Genomic DNA, 17,556 nt, shown 5'->3' with positions numbered 1-17,556 from the left:
AGAGTCCCTCAAGGAGGCCTTCACGGACTTGCGGGCAGCGCTCAAGCGGCCCGAGGAACCACCGGCTCCGGCGAAGAATCCGAAGAGTCCGGAGTAGACGAAGTCCTCGAAGCAACCGAAGCAGGAGCAGTGGCCGCGGCGAAGACGCCGATGATCACGAGCGGCACCAACAGCAACGTCAGCGCCGTACTGATCCCGAACGTCTGCGCGAGCCACCCGAAGATCGCCGGGCCGGCGAGTACACCGGCGTTGTGCAGGGTGCTGTACCGCGCGATCGCCAGGCTGGTGTTGGATTTCGTGCCGTGCCCGACGGCGCTGGAAATGATCGGGATCGCCACCGCGAGCCCGACGCCCGCCATCGCGAGTCCCGCCAGGCCGAACCAGACGCTCCGCACCAGGACGGCGAGCAGTACGCCGGCCGCGGTCATCGCCATGCTCCAGCGCACCAGCGCCACCGCGCCGAATCGCCGGTGCAGCCGGTCACCGATCAGCCGGGTCCCGGTCTGCGCCACGATGAACGCGAAGTAGCCCAGCGACGCGATGTTCGCCGCCGCCCCGCGTTGCTCGCTCAGGAACACGCCGCCCCAGCTGGAAACCGCGCCTTCGCACAGCGCGACCGCCGCGCCGAGACCACCGAGGACGATCACCGCACGGGTCCAGCCGGAGAAGAAGCCGACCTTCGGCGCCTTTTCCGCCGCGGGCGAAGAAGCGCGGGATTCCGTCAGCAGCCAACGACCGCTGAACAGCGCGATCGCGATGAGGACCACCGAAACGACCCAGAAATGGGCGCTCAGCGCCCATTCGGCGCGCACCGCCAGCACCGTGCCGCCCGAGCCGAGCAGCGCGCCGATCCCCCACACCGCGTGGAGGCTGCTGAGTACCGGCCGCCGCGCCCGCCGTTCCACCTCGACGCCCTGCGCGTTCATGGACACGTCGAGAAGACCCGCGATGATACCCCAGATCAGCATGCCGAGACCGGCGGTGATCGCACCGGGCATCGCCGCCATCAGTGGCAGGAACCAAGGCAACACAAGGGAAGTGACGCGGATGACCGCCCGGCTGTCGAGATGGTTCGACAGATGACCCGCAAGCTGCATCGCCAGCAGCACGCCGACGGTCTGGGCCAGCAGCACCATGCCGAGTTCGGCGAAGTTCAACCCGAGTTCGATCCGCAGCTGCGGCACTCGCGCGAACCACGAGCCGAGCATGATCCCGACCATCAGGAAGATCCCCGAGATCGCGATCCGCTGCCGCCGCACGTCCTTCACCGGATGGATCTCCAGCCCGCTACTCATCGCCGCTCGCCACACCGGACGTGTCCCCGAAGCCGGACTCGCCGGTCCAACTGCCCACCTCGACGTGCGCGTTGAACGGCTTCCCCTCGGCGTCGCGCATCGGCGGCCGCCGGTGCGCGAGGTGCAGGAAGACGTCGTCGTACTGCGTGACGTCACCCGCCGCGGAAATGCGGTAGAGCATGTCCTCGTCCTCGCCGCCCCAGCCCTTGTAGCGCTCGTCGAAGCCGCCGATGCGCTGGAAGATCTCCGGCCGCGTCCACAGGCACGCGCCAGGGACGTCGCGCAGCAACAATCCGCGAGCTCCGGCCAACGGCGCTTCCGGCGTGTTCTCGCCGCAACGTCGTTCGATCAGCCAGTCGCTCGAAGGGCCGTCCAGCGACAGCATTTCGGTATGCGGCAGATGTGCGTCGGCACGCTGGTCGGCGAACCGCGCGTGGTTGCGCTCCAGGAATTCCCGGTCCACGAGGATATCCGCGTCGAGCAGGCACAAGGTCCGTGCCGCGCCGAGGGTCTCGCGCACACCCACGTTCAGCGTCCAGGACTTGTTGAACAGCCCTTCGCCCTCGATGTGCACGTAGTGGTCGACCAGCGGCTCGACGACGTGCTTCCATCTCGGCTTCTCGTCGAACTCGACGACGGTGACGCGGTATCGGTCCGACGGGAACGTCTGGTCGCGCAGCGCGAGCAGGCACGCGGTCAGGTTCCGGATCCGGCCCGCGCCGTCCCGATCGGACAGTGGAACGACGACGAGGATCTCGTCGCCGGTACCGGAGGGCCGCGAGCGTACGCCGCGAGCGAGTTCCGTCAGCCTGTCGAGCCCGGCGGGCTCGGACTCCGGTTCGTAGAGCCTGCCACGGAAATAGTTGATGTAGACGTTGTCGTCCGCGGCGTCGGCCTCCTGCCCCAGCTTCCCGGCCAGACCGGGGTTTTCGTCGAGCAGCGCGACGACGCGCTCTTCGAGCCGCCGTTCGGCGAACGTGTCGGTCGGCTGCGCGACCAGCCGGCGGTACGCCAGGTCGTGACCGATCTCGGCTTCGAGCGGGTCGACCACGGCACGGTAGAAGCGTTCGCTGTGCATCCAGTAGTCGGCGGCGACGTCCGGCACGGCGGGATCATGGGCCAGGACGACGTACCGGACGATCCGCCCCGCGAGATCCGCGCTCCCCGGCTCGGCCTTCCAATAAGCCGACGCCGAAGCGAAAGTCTTGCCGCCCGTGCGGGTCGGCCGGATCTGCATCGGATTGGTCGCCCGTAACACGCACATCGGGCTGCAGTCACAGGGGTGCGGTTGCACTGCTCCTCCGTTCCTCGTTTACTCGGATACCGAGCGTGACAGTCTGTCTCGGGGTGGAACGTCTTCTTGATTGCCGACGGTCTCGGTATTTTCCCGCCGGATGAGAACCCGCATCACCGGTCCCGTGATCGCCGTCGTGACGACCGCGACCAGCACGAGGATGGTGAACCCCAATTGATTGACGAGCCCGTGTTTCAGCCCGATCGTGGCGACGACGAGTTCGGTGACGCCGCGGCAGTTCATCAGCGTGCCGAGCTGGATCGCCTGTCTCCCAGGTAGTCCCGCCAGCCTGGCCGCGCCGCCGGCACCGAGCAACTTGGTCAGCTGCGCGACCACCAGCACCCCGGCGAACAACAGCCAATGCGAGACGTCGGCGCCGAGGAGACCGATCGACGTGCTCAACCCGACCAGCGCGAAGAACAACGGCAACAGGACGACGACGGTGAAGCCGCGCAGTTGCTCGCTGATCCGTTCCACGACGAGACAGTCGCGAGGAACGGCGGTGCCGAACAGGAACGCGCCGAGCAAAGCGTGCAGGCCGAGCATCTGGGTCAGCACGGCGAACCCGATCGCGCCCACGAGCAACACCACGGTCATCACCTTGTCGGATTCGATCCGCGTGACCAGCTTGGCCAGCACCCGGCGCACGACCAGCTGGGTGACGACGACCAGCGTCACGGCCAGTATCGCCGTGGTGAGGACGCTTCCGCCGCCGTGGACGCCGGTGCCCACCAGGATCAGCGTCAGGGTCAGCCAGGCGATGCCGTCGCCGATCGCCGCGCTGGTCAGGGAAAGCGCGCCGAGGCCGGTCCGCTCGATCTTGAGATCGACCAGGATCCGTGCCAGTACGGGCATGGCGGTGATGGCCAGCGCGAGCGCGAAGAACAGGACGAAACCCGCTTTCGGCGCTCCGGCTCCGGCGAGCACGGACGACGACGCGAACGCGACGCCGATCCCGGCGACGAACGGCAACCCCATTCCGCCCACCACCACCGCGCCGACCAGTGACTTCCGTTCGATCCGGTCGGTCCGCAGTTCGCAACCGAGCAGGAACATGAACACGACGAGCCCCAGCTGCGCCGCTCTGTCCAAATGGGACAGAACCTCGGACGAGAACAGCCAGGCGCCGCCCGCGGGCCAGATCAGGCCCAGTACCGAAGGCCCCAGCAGGAGCCCGCCGACGATCTCGCCGAGCACCGCCGGCTGTCCGACCCTTCTCAGTACCTCCCCGCAGAAATGGCTGACCAGCAGGATCGCGCCGACGGCGAGCAGGAACCGCGTGATCGGTTCGATGGCCATGAGTCCACCCTTCCTCGGGTGCACGGACGCCGAAGGGCGCGGGCGGCCATCGAGGCCCACCCACGCCCTTCGACTCCGACGATCAGGCCGCGTCGGCCTGGGTTTCGTCGCCCGCCGCCAGTTCGGCGAGGCTGGTGTAGATGTGGTCGGACACCGCGGCCACGGTGGGCTTGGCCCACAGGATGGTCGGCGGGAGGTCCATCCCGTAGCGCCGCTGCAACCGCACCCGCAGCGCCACCGTCATCACCGAGTCGACCCCGAGTTCGACCAGCGGCCGCTTCAGCTCGATGTCACCGGCCTCCAGGTTCAGCTCCGCCGCCACCTGCTCGCGGACGTCGCCGGTGACCTTCTCGCGAGCGTCGGATTCGGACAGGTTCGCGAAGTCGACGGTGAACCCGTTGCCGGCGTTGGCCTCGGCGCTTTCGTCGACCACCGTGAGCTCGCGGAACATCGGCAGTTTCCGCTGGTGCGGCGGGGTCGGGAGGACCCGCAGCACCGCCTGGTAGTCCGAGGAGAACCGGTCACCGAACGCCCAGGCCCGGAACGCCTCCGAAGCGGAAACGGCCTCCAGGCCACGGGAGTTCGCCTCGAGCATGGTCGTCGCGATGTCCTGCGACAGACCGACACCGCGCCACGCCGTCCAGCCGAGGCTGATGGTGTCGCCCGCGCCGCCCGCGTTGCGGTGCGTGGCCAGCGCGTCGAGGAACGAGTTGGCCGCCGCGTAGCTCGCCTGCCCGGAGAGTCGGGCGAACTGGCCGCACGAGGAGAACAGGACGAAGAAGTCGAGCGAGCCCGCCGGGAAAAGCCGGTGCAGCACCAGCGCCCCGCCCACCTTCGGCGCGAACACGTCGCGCAGCGCGTCCTGGTCGACCTTGTCCACCAGCGCGTCGTTGACGACACCGGCCGCGTGGATGACGCCCGTCACCGGCGGGAGACCCAGCGCGCCCGGCGCGAGCGCCGACGCGACCGCGTCCTCGTCGGTGATGTCCAGCGCCAGCACGCCGACCGTGACACCCAGCGCTTCGAGGCCGAGGACGCTGTCGATCTGGTGCCGCACGTCCGGGTCGGTCACCGAAGGCCAGTCCGCACGCGGCGGCAGGCCACGACGGCCGGCCAGCAGCAGGCGGCGGGCGCCGCGATCGACCAGCCAGCGGGCGACCTCGAGACCCAGCCCGCCGAGACCACCGGTGATCAGCACCGTGCCCGAAGGCGAGCAGTGCAGCGGGGAACCGTCGGCGCTGCGGGTGATCGGGCTCAACCGGGCCACTTCGGCGCCCTCGCCGGTCAGCGAGATGACGTCCTCGTCCCCGGCCGGGCCGTGGAAGACGTCGATCAGCCGCGCACCGAGGTCCGACGCCGTGCAGTGCTCGACGTCGATCGTGCCGCCCCACAGTTCCGGGTGCTCACCGGCGATGATGCGGCCGACGCCCCACAGCGGGCCGTGCGCGACCGAACGCTCGTCGGTGCCCTGGCGGACGCCGCTGGTCACCGCCCAGATCCGCTGGGTCGCGACCTTGCCCTTCGTCGTCGCCTGCAGTTCCGCGATCCGCTGCGAAGTGCGGATGAGCGACCAGGTCGCGCGCTCGGTCGCGTCCTCCAGCCGCTCGCCTTCCGCCGCCCGCGAAGGCGCGACGACGACCGCGCCCGGGTTCGCGAACAGTTCGGCGGTGAGGTCGAGCGGTTCGCCGTCGATGGCCACCTCGACCGCGGTGGCGGTGACCCCCGCCGCGGTGAACTGCTCCACCAGGGTGCCGGTGGTGGCGGGCGGGCCGATCACGACGATCTGGTCGAGGTCCGAACGGATCGTGGCCTCGGGCAGTTCGTGCCAGCTGACCTCGTGCACCAGGTCACGCGGCAGGACCGCGGTGCCCAGGTGCTCGACCGCCGCGAACTTCAGGCCGATGACCTCGCTGACGATGTCGCCGTCCTCGTTGGCGACGAGCACGTCGACGGTGTCTTCCGGCGACTTCGGCGAGCGCATGGCGTGCACGATGATCCGCGCGGGCGGCTCACCCTTCCAGGCCACCTTCTCGATGCCGCGCGACATCCACAGCACGGTGGCGTGGCCGGGCGAGACCACCATCGCGCTGATCGTCAGCGCGGCGTCGATCACGTGCGCCCAGCTCGTCGCCAGCTTCGCGGGCGGCGCGACGCAGTCCATCAGCGCGAGCTGCTCGACGTCGTCGTAGTACAGCTCGCTCATGTCCCACGGGAACGCGTAGCCCTCGACACCCATGCGGCCGAACATCTCGTCGGCCTTCGTGAGCGACCCGCTGGGCAGGCGGTCGCGGATCGTGGCGAACTCGATCCGCCCCTCCGGCACCTTCGCGCTCGTGTCGATGGAGGCAGTGGTGTGCGTGATCCACTCGTCGCTGTCGGCGCTGGTCTCGTCCGCGACACGGGTGGCGAGCGCGAGCGACCGGCCTTCCTTGACGATCTGGACGATACGGGCGGGCTGCACGGCGAGCGGGGTGCGCAGCACGATGTCGGTCAGCGCCGGCGCGACCTCTTCCTCCGCCGCGAGGGCGAAGGTGTTGATGATCGACGCCGCCGGGGTGACCTCGACCCCGACCAGGCCGTGGCTCTGCGGATACGGACGGCTGTCCATGTCGAGCCGGGTCTGCCAGACCTGCCGCGACGGCGCGCCGGACACGGTCATCCGACCCCCCAGCAGGCTGTGGCTCTCCGGGTCGTGCCCGCTGCCGAGGCCGGTGTCCGCGCCGGTCTCCGGGAAGATCCAGTACGGCCGGTGCTGCCACGCGGCCGCCGGGATGCCCAGCAGGTCACCCTCGGGGAAGTCCCGCGTCCAGTCGATCTCGACCCCCTGGACGTGCAGCTTGGCCAGGTTGTGCAGCAGCGTGCCGACCTCGTCGGTGTTGCGGCGCAAGGTGGCGCAGCCCGCCAGGTCTTCGATGCCGAGGCTCTCGGCGGTCTCGATGATCGAGTGCGAGACGACCGGATGCGACGAGATCTCGACGAAGACGCGGTGTCCGTCCTCGAACGCGGCCTCGACGGCTTCGGCGAAGCGGACCGGGTTGCGCAGGTTGCCCGCCCAGTAGTTCGCCCCGCGGGCGACGCCGGAACGCGGGTCGGTCAGCGCGGTGCTGTAGAGGCTGACCGACGGCGGCCGCGGGTTGAGCTGCCGTGCCGCGGCCTCGACCTCTTCGAGCACCGCGTCCACATGCGTGCTGTGGAAGGCGATGTCGGTGTCGACGACCCGCATGTCGATGCCCTCTTCACGCCACCGCGTGACGAGTTCCGCGATCGCGCCCTTGTCACCGGAGACGACGGTCGACGTCGGGCTCGCGGAGATCGCCGCGACGAGGTCGGCGCGGTCACCGAGCTTGGCCTGGACCTCGGCGAACGCAAGGCTCGCCAGCACCATGCCGCCGTCGCCCTCCAGCCGTTGCAACGCGGCCGCGCGGCGGCAAGCGAACCGGGCGGCTTCGAGCAGGTCGAGCGAACCCGCGGCCACCGCGGCGGCGATCTCGCCGACGGAGTGCCCGATGATCGCGCCCGGCTTGACGCCGCGGCTGCCCCACACCTCGGCAAGGCCGACCTGCATGGCGAAGGTCAGCGCCTGGACGTGCGCCGCGGTCCACGGACCGCCGTCGAGGATCGCCTCACGCGGCGTCCAGCCCAGTTCCTCACGGTAGACACCGGCCAGCGAGTCGATCGTGGCGGCGAACCCGGCGTGCTCGGCGAGCAGTTGACGGCCCATGCCGGACCACTGCGAACCGTGCCCGGAGAAGACCCACACCGCGCCGTCGCTCTGCTGCCCCGCGCGGGCCAGCAGGATGCCGGACGCGGGCTCGTCGACCGCGAGCGCGCGGAGCCGCTCGGTCAGCTGCTCGGTGGAGGCGGCGATGACCGTGCCACGCTGGGGAAGGTGCGAACGCCGCCGCGAAAGTGTGTACCCGATCGAAGAAAGGGTCGCCTGGGGGTTGGCATCGATCCAGTCCGCGACGGAACCGGCGAGCGCGCGCAGACCGGCCTCGGACATCGCGGAGATCGGGAAGACCTTCCGCGTACCGTCGCTGGATTCCTTACCGGACTTGCGTTCCGGCTGCGCGGGCCCCTCTTCGAGGACGACGTGGGCGATCGTGCCGCCGACGCCGTAGCTGGACACACCGGCGCGGCGGGCGTTCTCACCGGCGGGCCACGGGGTGGTCTCGCCGACCAGTTTCAGTCCCGAGCTCGGGTCGGAGATCGCGTCGTTGGGTTCGGTGTGCAGGCTCGGCGGGATCTGCTCGTTGCGCAGCGCCAGCACGGTCTTGATCACACCGGTGATGCCCGAACCACCCTCGACGTGCCCGATGTTCGGCTTCACCGAACCGACGAGACAAGGGTTCTCCGCGGATCGCACGGCACCGATCACGGCGGCCAGCGCCTCGACTTCTTCACCGTCACCGGTCGGGGTCCCGGTGCCGTGCGCCTCGACGTAGTCCACAGTGGACGGATCGACGCCCGCGCGCTCGTACACCTCGCGCAGCATGTGGGCCTGCGCCTCGGCGTTCGGCGCCATCATGCCCTCGGACCGGCCGTCCTGGAAGACTCCGCTGCCCCGGATGACGGCCTGGACCGGGTCGCCGTCGCGGATCGCGTCCGAAAGCAGCTTCAGCACGATGACACCGGCGCCCTCGCCGCGGCCGTACCCGTCGGCGTTCTTGTCGAAGGCCTTGCTGGTGCCGTCCGGCGACATCGCGCCGGCGCCCTCCAGCGCCACGTTCAGCGCCGGGGTGGCCATGATGTTGACGCCACCGACGAGCGCGATCGACGTCTCACCGGTGCGCAGGCTCTGCGCGGCGATGTGCAGCGCCGTCAGCGATCCGGCACAGGCGGTGTCGACGGCCATGCTCGGGCCGCGGACGTCGAGGAAGTAGGAAACGCGGTTCGCGATCCCGTAGAACGTCGTACCGTTGACGGCGTACGCGCCGGTGAGGGGGATGTCCTCCAGCAGGCGGCGGCCGTAGTCGTTCGAGTTCGCGGCGACGAACACACCGGCGTCGGAGTTGCGCAGCGACAGCGGCGGGACACCCGCGTCCGCCAGCGCCTCCCAGGCCAGTTCGAGGATGAACCGCTGCTGCGGGTCGAGGAAGTCCGCCTCACGCGGGGAAATGCCGAAGAAGTCGGCGTCGAATCCCTCGATGTCGTCGAGGAAGGAGCCGCGGATCGTGGTCCCCCTCAGGATCGCGGTGGCCTGCGGACTGCTCGCCGCGTAGGACTTCCACCGCTTTTCGGGCATGTCACTGACGGTGCTCTTACCATCGGCCAGGAACTCCCAGAACTTCTCCGGGGAGTCGAGGTCTGGAGCGAACCTGCAACTCATACCGATGATCGCAATGGCTTCGTCGGGTGCTTTGTACTCGCTCAAGTCCTCGCTCCTCGAAGTAATAGGTCGCCTGAGGCGGAGACAACACAAAATTCCGGCGTCTCGTTGTACGGACAGCGTCTGCCCTGGCGCCTCGCTCCGGCATCTCCTCGACTGCTTGCGCGGGATCCTCGAGCGATCTCCGAGTGCGTGCGCAAGGTTCGAGACGCCCGCGCGCACAGCACGTCCCTAGAGTCCGATCGGGACCCATATCGAGGAGGAACAGCCATGCCGGGATCAGCGGGGCGGTCGACCGGGACGGGAGTCGTGCCGTGGCCGAGGAACGTCGCGGACCGCTATGTCGCCGAGGGCTACTGGGAAGGCCGGTCGCTGGGGACGCATCTGGCCGAGGCCGCGCGCAAGTACCCGGACGAGGTCTGCCTCGTCGACGGGGACGTGCGGCTGACGTTCCGTGAACTGCTGGCGAAGGCCGACGGCGCGGCGATCCGGATGAGCGCGGCCGGGATCGGCGCCGACGACCGGATCGTCATCCAGCTGCCGAACTGCTGGGAATTCGTCGTCACCACCGTCGCCTGTTTGAGACTCGGCGCCGTTCCGGTGTGGACGATGCCGCAGTTCCGCGAACACGAGATCGGCGGCATCCTCGCCAACGCCGAAGCCGGGGCGATCGTCGTTCCGGACGTCCACAAAGGATTCGACCACCAGACGCTGGCCCGCGAGGTCCTTCCGGACGGGCTCGTCTTCGTGGTGGGCGAGGACGTCCATCCCGGCAACATCGACCTTCGCGCGCTGTTCGTCGCGGACGAGCCCGTCGAGGTCTCGCAGGCGCTCGACGCCGCCGCGCCGAACGGCAGCGCCGTCGCGACTTTCCTGCTTTCGGGTGGGACGACCGGGCTGCCGAAACTGATTCCGCGCAGCGGCGACGACTTGAGCTACATGATCAAGACGGCGTCGGAGATCTGCCGGTTCGGGCCGGACACCTCGTATCTCGTCGTGCTGCCACTGGGACACGGGTTCGCCAACACCGGGCCGGGGATCCTCGGCGCGCTGATGTCCGGCGGACGGATCGTCATCGCGCCGTCGCCCGCGCCGCGACAGGCGTTGCCGCTGATCGAAAGCGAGCGGATCACCGCGACGTCCGCGGTGCCGGCGATCCTGCACCGGTGGATCGAGTACCTGGACTCCGATCCCGGTCTGGATCTGTCCACTTTGGAGATGATCCAGATCGGCGCCGCCAAACTCGACCCCGCTTTGGCGGCGCGGGTCCGGCCGAAGCTCGGGTGCACGTTGCAGCAGGTTTTCGGGATGGGCGAAGGACTCCTGTGCCTGACCCGGCTCGACGACCCGGACGAGCTGATCCTGCATACCCAAGGCAAGCCGATCTCACCGCACGACGAAATCCTTTTGGTGGACGAAGAAGGCACGCCAGTCCCTCCAGGCGAGCCGGGGATCCTGCTGGTCCGCGGGCCTTATACGACGCGCGGCTACTACCGCTCGCCGGAGTTGAACGCGCGGTCGTTCGTCGACGGCTGGTACAACACCGGCGACATCGTCCGGATGACACCCGAGGGTTACCTGGTGGTTTCCGGACGGGAGAAGGACGTCGTCAACCGCGGCGGGGAGAAGATCAACGCCGAGGAGATCGAGACGTTCGCCCTCGAACTGGACGGCGTCGAGCACGCGGCCGCCGTCGCGATGCCGGACGCGGAACTCGGCGAGGTCGTCTGTCTCTACGTGGTCGCCACGAAAGCTGTTTCCCTGCAGGCTCTCCATGCGCTGATGCTCGGTGCGGGCGCTGCCAGGTTCAAGCTTCCGGAGCGGCTGGTCGTCGTCGATGCCCTGCCCGTCACGGGAATCGGCAAGGTGGACAAGAAGGCACTGCGGGCCGACATCGCCGCGCGCCTGACCCAAGTCCCCCACGCCGCCTGAAAGTCCGTGAAGGCCTCCTTAAGGGACCCAGAGTCCCTCAAGGAGGCCTTCACGGACCTCGGCTACGCCTTAGCAAATTCCACAATGGACATGTACGACTTCTGGCCGACCTTGTGCGTCCCGCGCACCTCTAGCCCGGCCTGCCGCGCCAGCTCCGCCAGTTCGGAGAGACCGCGTTCCTTACCGCCGTTGTAGATGAGCATGCGCAGGTCCATCCCGGTGTTCGGGGTCTCGCCGTCGGAACCGATCGCCTCGACGAGCAACACGACACCGTCGTCCCCGGCCGCCTCCGCGCAGCGCTTCAGGATCGCGACGGACGGTTCGTCGTCCCAGTCGTGGATGATCGCCGACAGCACGTACGCGTCCGCGCCGGCGGGCAGCGGGTCGAAGAAGCTTCCCGGCACGACGTCGACCCGTTCGGCCAGACCGTTTTCGGCGAACCGCTCCCGCGCGTTCGCGGCTGGGCCCGGCAGGTCGATCAGGGTGCCGCGCAGCCCGGAATGCTTGAGCAGCAACGCTTCCAGCAGAGCGCCGCTGCCACCGGCGACGTCGGCGACGTGACCGAGGCTCGCCCAGTCGTAGGCGTCGACGATGCCCGAGTTGTCCAGCGCGATGTGGTGCCCCATCAACGCGTCGAACGACGCCGAAAGTTCCGCGTCGCCGCTGAGGTCGTCCCAGAACGGGACGCCGTGGCGCACCGAATAAGACTCCTCGCCGGTCTTGACCGCGTGGCCGAGGTCGACGAAACTCAAGTCACCCTTGCCGATGGCACCGTTCATGTCGAGCCACTTCCGCTTGCTGCGCGGGTGGCCGTCCCGGAGTTGCTCGCCCAGTTCGGTCGCCGCGTAGGCGCCCGAGTCGTCCTTGGTGAACAGGCCGACGGAGACCAGGTGCAGCAGCAGGCGGTCCAGCGCCCCCGCGTGCGTACCGGTGACCGCGGCGAGTTCGGCCGGGGTACGTGCCCCACCGGCGATGTGGTCGGCGACCCGTAACGTGGCCGCCACGCGTACCGCCATCGGTGTCGCCAGATCCGCCAACGCCCTCAGCCCGAGCCGTCCCGCGTCGTCGACCGACATTTTTGCTCCCTTCGCCCTTCGGTCAGGCTAGGGGCGGAAGGTACGGCGAGGCTTATCCACGACTGCTCGCAATCGGGGAGAGGCGCTCCGCCGCCCGCGACCGATAGCGTCGTTCACCGAGGGGAGGGCAGTTCCCCGGACCGGAGGTCGCATCCCGTGGCACACCACGAATTCGAACCACGGCTGGCGATTCCCGGACGCGGAGCCGTGGCACTGCCCGAACTCGCCGGAACGCTCAGCGTCCGCGAACGTGACCTCGCGGACGCTGAGCGGGACTTCGGCGGCCACGTCCACCGCCGCCCGCTCGCCGTCGCCTTCCCGGCCACCGCGGTCGACGTGGCGACGCTCGTGCGGTTCGGCCGGGCACATGGAATCCCTGTCGTGGCACGCGGTGCCGGGCATTCCGTCGACGGGCAGGCACTGACCACCACCGGCATCGTCATCGACATGTCGACACTCGGCGGGGTCCGCCCGTTCGGGCCGGACCGGATCAGCGTGGACGCGGGCGCACGCTGGCGCGCGGTCGTCGACGCGACCCTGCGCACCGGCACCGTCCCACCGGTACTCCCCGACTACCTGGAACTTTCCGTCGGCGGGTTGCTGTCCACCGGCGGTTTCGGCGGTGCGAGCCACCGGTACGGCTCGCAGGCCGACAACGTCCACGACCTCGACGTCGTCACCCCCGACGGCGAACTGGTGACCTGCTCACCCAGCGGCAACGCGGCGCTCTTCGGCGCTGTGCGCGGAACGCAGGGACGGCACGGGATCATCACACGCGCCACCGTCGCGCTGACCCGCGCGCCCGCGAAGGTCCGGCGGCATCGCCTGATGTATCACGACCTCGGCGCGTACCTCGGCGATCAGCGACGGCTGGTGGACGGACTCCGCTTCGACCATGTGGACGGTCAGGCACAGTATGTGGACGGTCGCTGGCGTTTCGTCCTGGAAGCGGTCTCCGCGCTGTCGCCGTCGATCGACGATCTCCGGCACGATTCCGCCGAGATCATCGACGCGACCTATCGGGAGTTCCTCGACCGGATCCAGCCGATCGAGGCGCACCTGCGGTCGACCGGTTCGTGGTACCACCCGCATCCGAGGGCGAACGTCCTGCTGCCCGGCGCTCACGCCGAAAAGATTCTCGGTGATGTCTTGGCGGACCTGACGCCTGAGATGCTCGGCGACGGCGGCAGTGTCCTGCTGTATCTCTTCCCGACCGCGCGGGTGTCCGCTCCCATGGTCCCGACCGCGCGGGATCCGTACACCGTGCTGTTCGGCGTCCAGCGGACCGCGCCGCCCGGAGATTCCGTGACGCTGCAACGCATGCGCGAGGCCAACGCCGCTCTGCACGCGACCGCGCGCCGTCTCGGCGGGGCGAGCTACGCCTATCCCCTGGGCGACACGGACGCCCGGGCCGCCTGAATCGCGACGACCGCGCGGTCGACGTCGGCCTCGGTCGTACTCCAGTTGGACACGGAAATGCGCATCAGGCGCTGGCCGTGCCAGGTGGTCGCACCCATCCAGCACTCGCCGGAACGCTGCACGGCTTCGACGACTCGGTCCGTTTCGTCGCCGAAGCCGACGAGAACCTGGTTCAGCACCACGTCGTTGACGACGGTGATGCCCTCCGCCGTAAGTCGTTCGGCGAACCGCCGCGCCAGCGCACAGCAGCGCTCGACCATCTCGGCGACCCCCTCGCGGCCCAGCTCGCTGAGCGCCGCCCATGTCGCGAACCCCCGCGCGCGGCGGGAGGACTCCGGCACGAAATTGCTCGGCGCTCTCACGCCACCCTCACCCTGGCCGGTCAGATACGCGGCCGTGAGCGACATCGCGGCCGCGTGCGACCCGGGATGGGCGCAGAAGGCGTAACCGCTGTCGTAGGGGACATTGAGCCACTTGTGCCCGTCGACCGCCCACGAATCCGCTCGCTCGACCCCCGCAACTAGAGGACTGGTTGCGGGGTTGGCGGCCGCCCAAAGGCCGAAGGCGCCGTCGACGTGGACCCAGGCACCGTGCCGGTGGGCGATCTCCGTCGCGGCGGCGAAGTCGTCGAAGGCACCGCTGTTCACGTTCCCGGCCTGAAGGCAAACGATTGCGGGCCCGTCGAGCGTCTTCTCGAGGCCGGCGATGTCGATCGCGCCCTTGGCATCGGCACCGACGGGCGTGACGGCGTCGGTCCCCAAGCCGAGAAGACGCAAAGACCGGTCGATCGTCGCGTGACGCTCCTCGCTCGCGATCACTTTCAGCGGCGGTGCCCCGTTCAGGCCGCGGCGCTCCACGTCCCACCCGGCCTGCGCCAGCACGTGATGACGAGCGGCGGCCAGGCAGACCGTGTTCGCGCCCTGGCCGCCGGTCACGAACCCGAAGGAGGTGGTGGACGGCAGGCCGAGAACGTCCTTCAGCCACTCACCCGCCACCTCCTCGACGATCGCGGCGGCCGGTGACGTGACCGTGTTGAAAGCGGGCTGATCCCAGCCGGTCGCCAGCATGTCGGCGGCCGTCGCGGCGTCGAGCGCGCCACCGGTGACGAACCCGAAATACCTCGGCCCGGTGGTCGCCACCAGCGCGGGTTCGACGGCGTCCGCGAGCCGCCGGATCACCTCGGCGGGCGGGGCGGGTTTCTCGGGCAGTTCGCCGAGCTTTTCCCGGACGCCTGCCGTGTCGTCCGGGAAGACCGGGCCGTCGGCCACGCTTTCGCGGTAGCCGGCCACGCGGGCGGCGACGTCGGCCAGCAAACCTCGCAGCTCACTCATCCGGCGGCCCTCTTCCGATCGTCGCGCGGCCCGTTACCCGCTCATGATTTCACGATCACGGCCGTGAAGGTTGCTTCGCGAGCAAGGCGCCGGCCACGAACAGCACACCGATGAGCAACAGGATGAGTGTTCCAGCGTCGAAACCACCCAGCAGTCCGAGCAGGACAGCCCACGCGGCGAGGCCTCCGCCCAGCCAGCCGGGCACGCGTTCGCCGCGCCGGGTCAGCCGGACCACGAGAGCGCCGAGCAGAAACAACGGCACGCCGAAACTCCCCGGACCGAGCCAGAACGCCTCGGCCATGGGAAGCCGGTCGGGCGACGGGTCCAGTGTGACCGTGTTGAAGAATCCTTCGTCGAAGATCCGCGCCCAGACTTCGTCGCGCATGAGAGCGGCGACCACGGTGTGGAAGAGACCGCCGCAGAGCGCGAGAAGCCCGCCCCACGCGGAGAGGTTTCGCCACCAGGCTCGGGACGTGGTGGCCGCGGGATATGTGTCGGTTGTCGTCATGTGCCCAGGCTGCGCGCCGCCCCGGCGGAAATCCTCGGCTGGAGGTCGCTGACCGCTCCACCGAAATGATGAGATCAGCTAGTGCCCTGAGAGGTTGGGAACGCGGCTGGCAGGTGGGTGAGGGACCTGATGATGCCGCGGCGCGGGCCGCGGAGATCCGGAAGCGCGCTTTGGGAGACACCAGTCTAGCTCGGACGAACGAGCCCGTTCTCGTACGCGAAGATCACCGCTTGCACCCGGTCGCGGACTCCGAGTTTGGCGAGGAGGTGGCCGACATGCGTTTTCACCGTGGCTTCGGAGAGGAAGAGGTGCTGCGCGGTCTCGGCGTTGGAGCGCCCCTGGGCGATCTCCAGCAACACATCGCGTTCGCGCGCGGTGAGCCGCTCCAGCAGCGGGGAAGTTTCGCGTGCGACCGCGAGCTGGTCCAGCATGCGGCGGGTCGTGGAGCGCGCGAGCACGGCATCGCCGGCATGGACGGCGCGGATCGCGTGGAGCACCTCGTCGGCCGACGCGTCCTTGAGCAGGAACCCGCTCGCGCCGGCGCGTAGCCCGGCGATGGCGTACTCGTCGAGATCGAACGTCGTCAGCAGGATCACTTTGGGCGCGTTCCGACGGGCGGTGACCAACCCGGTGGCCTCGACGCCGTTCATCCTCGGCATCTGTACATCCATCAGCACGACGTCGACCCGCGTCTCGGCGAGCTTCGCGACGGCCTCCACCCCGTCGGCGGCCTGCACGACGATCCGGATGTCGTCGGTCGCGTCGACCACCATGGCCAGGCCGACCCGGACCAGTTCCTGGTCGTCGACAAGGGCGACGTCGATCGTCATTTCACCGCTCCCCGTTCTCCGGCACGAAACTCCGCACGCACCTCGAAACCGCCGTCGACGGGACCAGCCTCGAACGTACCGCCCGCGGCTCGCACCCGCTCCCGGACACCACGCAGGCCGGCACCGGCGCCGGGCAGCGACGCCCGCTCCTCGTCGTCCCCTCCGTCGTCCTCGACGGCGAACACCGACGCCCCCGGTATGTGCGTGACCGTGACGGTGACGCACACGTGCGGGCCCGCGTGCTTGACGCTGTTGGTCAACGCCTCCTGGATCAGCCGGTAGGCCGCCATGGCCGCGCCCGCCGTCAGCGCGTCGGCCGAACCCCGCTCGGTCAGGCGGACATCGACACCCGTCGCGCGTACCCGTTCCACCAAGGCCGGGATCCCGGCGAGCGAGGGCCGCCCGGCCTCCCGCAACACCCGCAGCGTGCCCCGCATGTCGGCCAAGGCCTCCCGGGCGGTGCCGGCGATGACGGACAGCGCCTCGGCCGCGCGGTCCGGTGACTTGGCGGCGATGGCGGAGCCGCCTTCGGCCTGACGCACGATGACCGCCAGTGAATGGGCGACGATGTCGTGCATGTCGCGAGCGATGCGACGGCGTTCGTCGGCCGCGGCACGCTCGACGGCTTCCTCGGCCTCTTCGCCGAGACGCTGCCGCCGTTCGAAACGAAACCGGCCCGCGGCCCAGGTACCGGCCACAGCCGCGACCAGCGCGAGAAGGGCCAGCAGGAGCGTGAGCCATCCCGCGGGCAACGCGCCGTACGCGGTCGCCGTCCTCGCGGTGCACAGCAACGCCCCGGTCACGCTGATCCCGAGGGCGAGCAGGCTCTTGGGCAGGGGCCGCCACGCGGCGACGGCGTAGAGGTGCACCAGGTAGACCGCCGACGACGGCAGAAAGAACAGGGGGATCTCCATACCGTCGCTCGCACCGGCCAGCCCCAGCGGCGCTGGGGAGACCATCGTGTTCGGCAGGGTGACGGTCACCGCCATCGCGAGACTGGCGACGACGAACGCGGCTTCAGCGGCGACCCGCCGCAGCGCGACGGTGGCGAGTACGGCGGCCCCGCAAAGACCCGCCCCCCACAACGCCCAGGCCGGAGACTCGGCCACCAGCAGGATGTCGAGCGAAGGCGGCCCGAGCATCACGGCGATGCCCAGGGCGAGAAGGGCGTCCGAAACGAGGGGGTGTCTCCGCGTCCACCGGTCCACACGGTCGGTCCACGTCACGGCCACGATCGTAGACA

At 69.4% G+C, this 17,556-nt stretch carries 11 protein-coding genes; 2 read left to right on the top strand and 9 right to left on the bottom strand.

Annotation, left to right across the window (positions count from 1 at the left end; all coding sequences use genetic code 11):
* Positions 1-41: 41 nt before the first annotated feature.
* The 4 genes from ACM6LR_RS12890 to ACM6LR_RS12875 form a co-directional block, all read right to left on the bottom strand.
* Positions 42-1,295, bottom strand: coding sequence for an MFS transporter (locus ACM6LR_RS12890; RefSeq protein ID WP_414939625.1), 1,254 nt, complete (start codon positions 1,293-1,295; stop codon positions 42-44).
* On the bottom strand, positions 1,288-2,532 hold the full coding sequence (locus ACM6LR_RS12885) for a glycosyltransferase (protein ID WP_414939624.1): 1,245 nt from the start codon (positions 2,530-2,532) through the stop codon (positions 1,288-1,290). Before ACM6LR_RS12885 ends, ACM6LR_RS12890 begins: the two co-directional genes overlap by 8 nt.
* A gap of 75 nt (positions 2,533-2,607) precedes the next feature.
* Positions 2,608-3,888 carry a cation:proton antiporter gene (locus ACM6LR_RS12880; protein WP_414943869.1) on the bottom strand — a complete coding sequence of 427 codons (1,281 nt, stop codon included), beginning with the start codon at positions 3,886-3,888 and terminating at the stop codon, positions 2,608-2,610.
* A gap of 82 nt (positions 3,889-3,970) precedes the next feature.
* Positions 3,971-9,262, bottom strand: coding sequence for a beta-ketoacyl synthase N-terminal-like domain-containing protein (locus ACM6LR_RS12875; protein ID WP_414939621.1), 5,292 nt, complete (start codon positions 9,260-9,262; stop codon positions 3,971-3,973).
* Between the two features lie 225 nt (positions 9,263-9,487).
* Between ACM6LR_RS12875 and ACM6LR_RS12870 the strand changes: the two genes are divergently transcribed.
* Positions 9,488-11,149, top strand: a complete 1,662-nt coding sequence (locus ACM6LR_RS12870; protein WP_414943868.1) for a (2,3-dihydroxybenzoyl)adenylate synthase — start codon at positions 9,488-9,490, stop codon at positions 11,147-11,149.
* 62 nt (positions 11,150-11,211) lie between these two features.
* On the opposite strand, the gene ACM6LR_RS12865 is transcribed toward ACM6LR_RS12870, so the two are convergent.
* On the bottom strand, positions 11,212-12,225 hold the full coding sequence (locus tag ACM6LR_RS12865; RefSeq protein WP_414943867.1) for a methyltransferase: 1,014 nt from the start codon (positions 12,223-12,225) through the stop codon (positions 11,212-11,214).
* A 156-nt stretch (positions 12,226-12,381) separates the two neighbouring features.
* Between ACM6LR_RS12865 and ACM6LR_RS12860 the strand changes: the two genes are divergently transcribed.
* The gene (locus ACM6LR_RS12860; protein ID WP_414943866.1) at positions 12,382-13,644 is read left to right on the top strand and encodes an FAD-binding protein; all 1,263 of its coding nucleotides are present in this window, start codon (positions 12,382-12,384) and stop codon (positions 13,642-13,644) included.
* Here the strand turns inward: ACM6LR_RS12860 and ACM6LR_RS12855 are convergent.
* The 4 genes from ACM6LR_RS12855 to ACM6LR_RS12840 form a co-directional block, all read right to left on the bottom strand.
* Positions 13,608-14,975, bottom strand: coding sequence for a pyridoxal phosphate-dependent decarboxylase family protein (locus ACM6LR_RS12855; RefSeq protein ID WP_414939617.1), 1,368 nt, complete (start codon positions 14,973-14,975; stop codon positions 13,608-13,610). The two genes, ACM6LR_RS12860 and ACM6LR_RS12855, sit on opposite strands and share 37 nt — an antisense overlap.
* Before the next feature lie 55 nt (positions 14,976-15,030).
* Positions 15,031-15,483 carry a DUF6463 family protein gene (locus tag ACM6LR_RS12850; RefSeq protein ID WP_414939616.1) on the bottom strand — a complete coding sequence of 151 codons (453 nt, stop codon included), beginning with the start codon at positions 15,481-15,483 and terminating at the stop codon, positions 15,031-15,033.
* A gap of 185 nt (positions 15,484-15,668) precedes the next feature.
* Positions 15,669-16,313: a response regulator gene (locus ACM6LR_RS12845; protein WP_414939614.1), complete on the bottom strand. Its 645-nt coding sequence runs from the start codon at positions 16,311-16,313 to the stop codon at positions 15,669-15,671.
* Entirely contained in the window at positions 16,310-17,539 is a 1,230-nt protein-coding gene (locus tag ACM6LR_RS12840) for a sensor histidine kinase (RefSeq protein WP_414943865.1), read from the bottom strand. The genes ACM6LR_RS12845 and ACM6LR_RS12840 overlap by 4 nt, the downstream gene beginning before the upstream one ends.
* Positions 17,540-17,556 lie beyond the last annotated feature (17 nt).

Origin of the sequence: Amycolatopsis sp. cmx-11-32 (assembly GCF_047608695.1) — a bacterium.
In the GTDB taxonomy this organism is placed as follows: domain Bacteria; phylum Actinomycetota; class Actinomycetes; order Mycobacteriales; family Pseudonocardiaceae; genus Amycolatopsis.
This window is presented reverse-complemented; position numbering and strand designations above follow the sequence as displayed.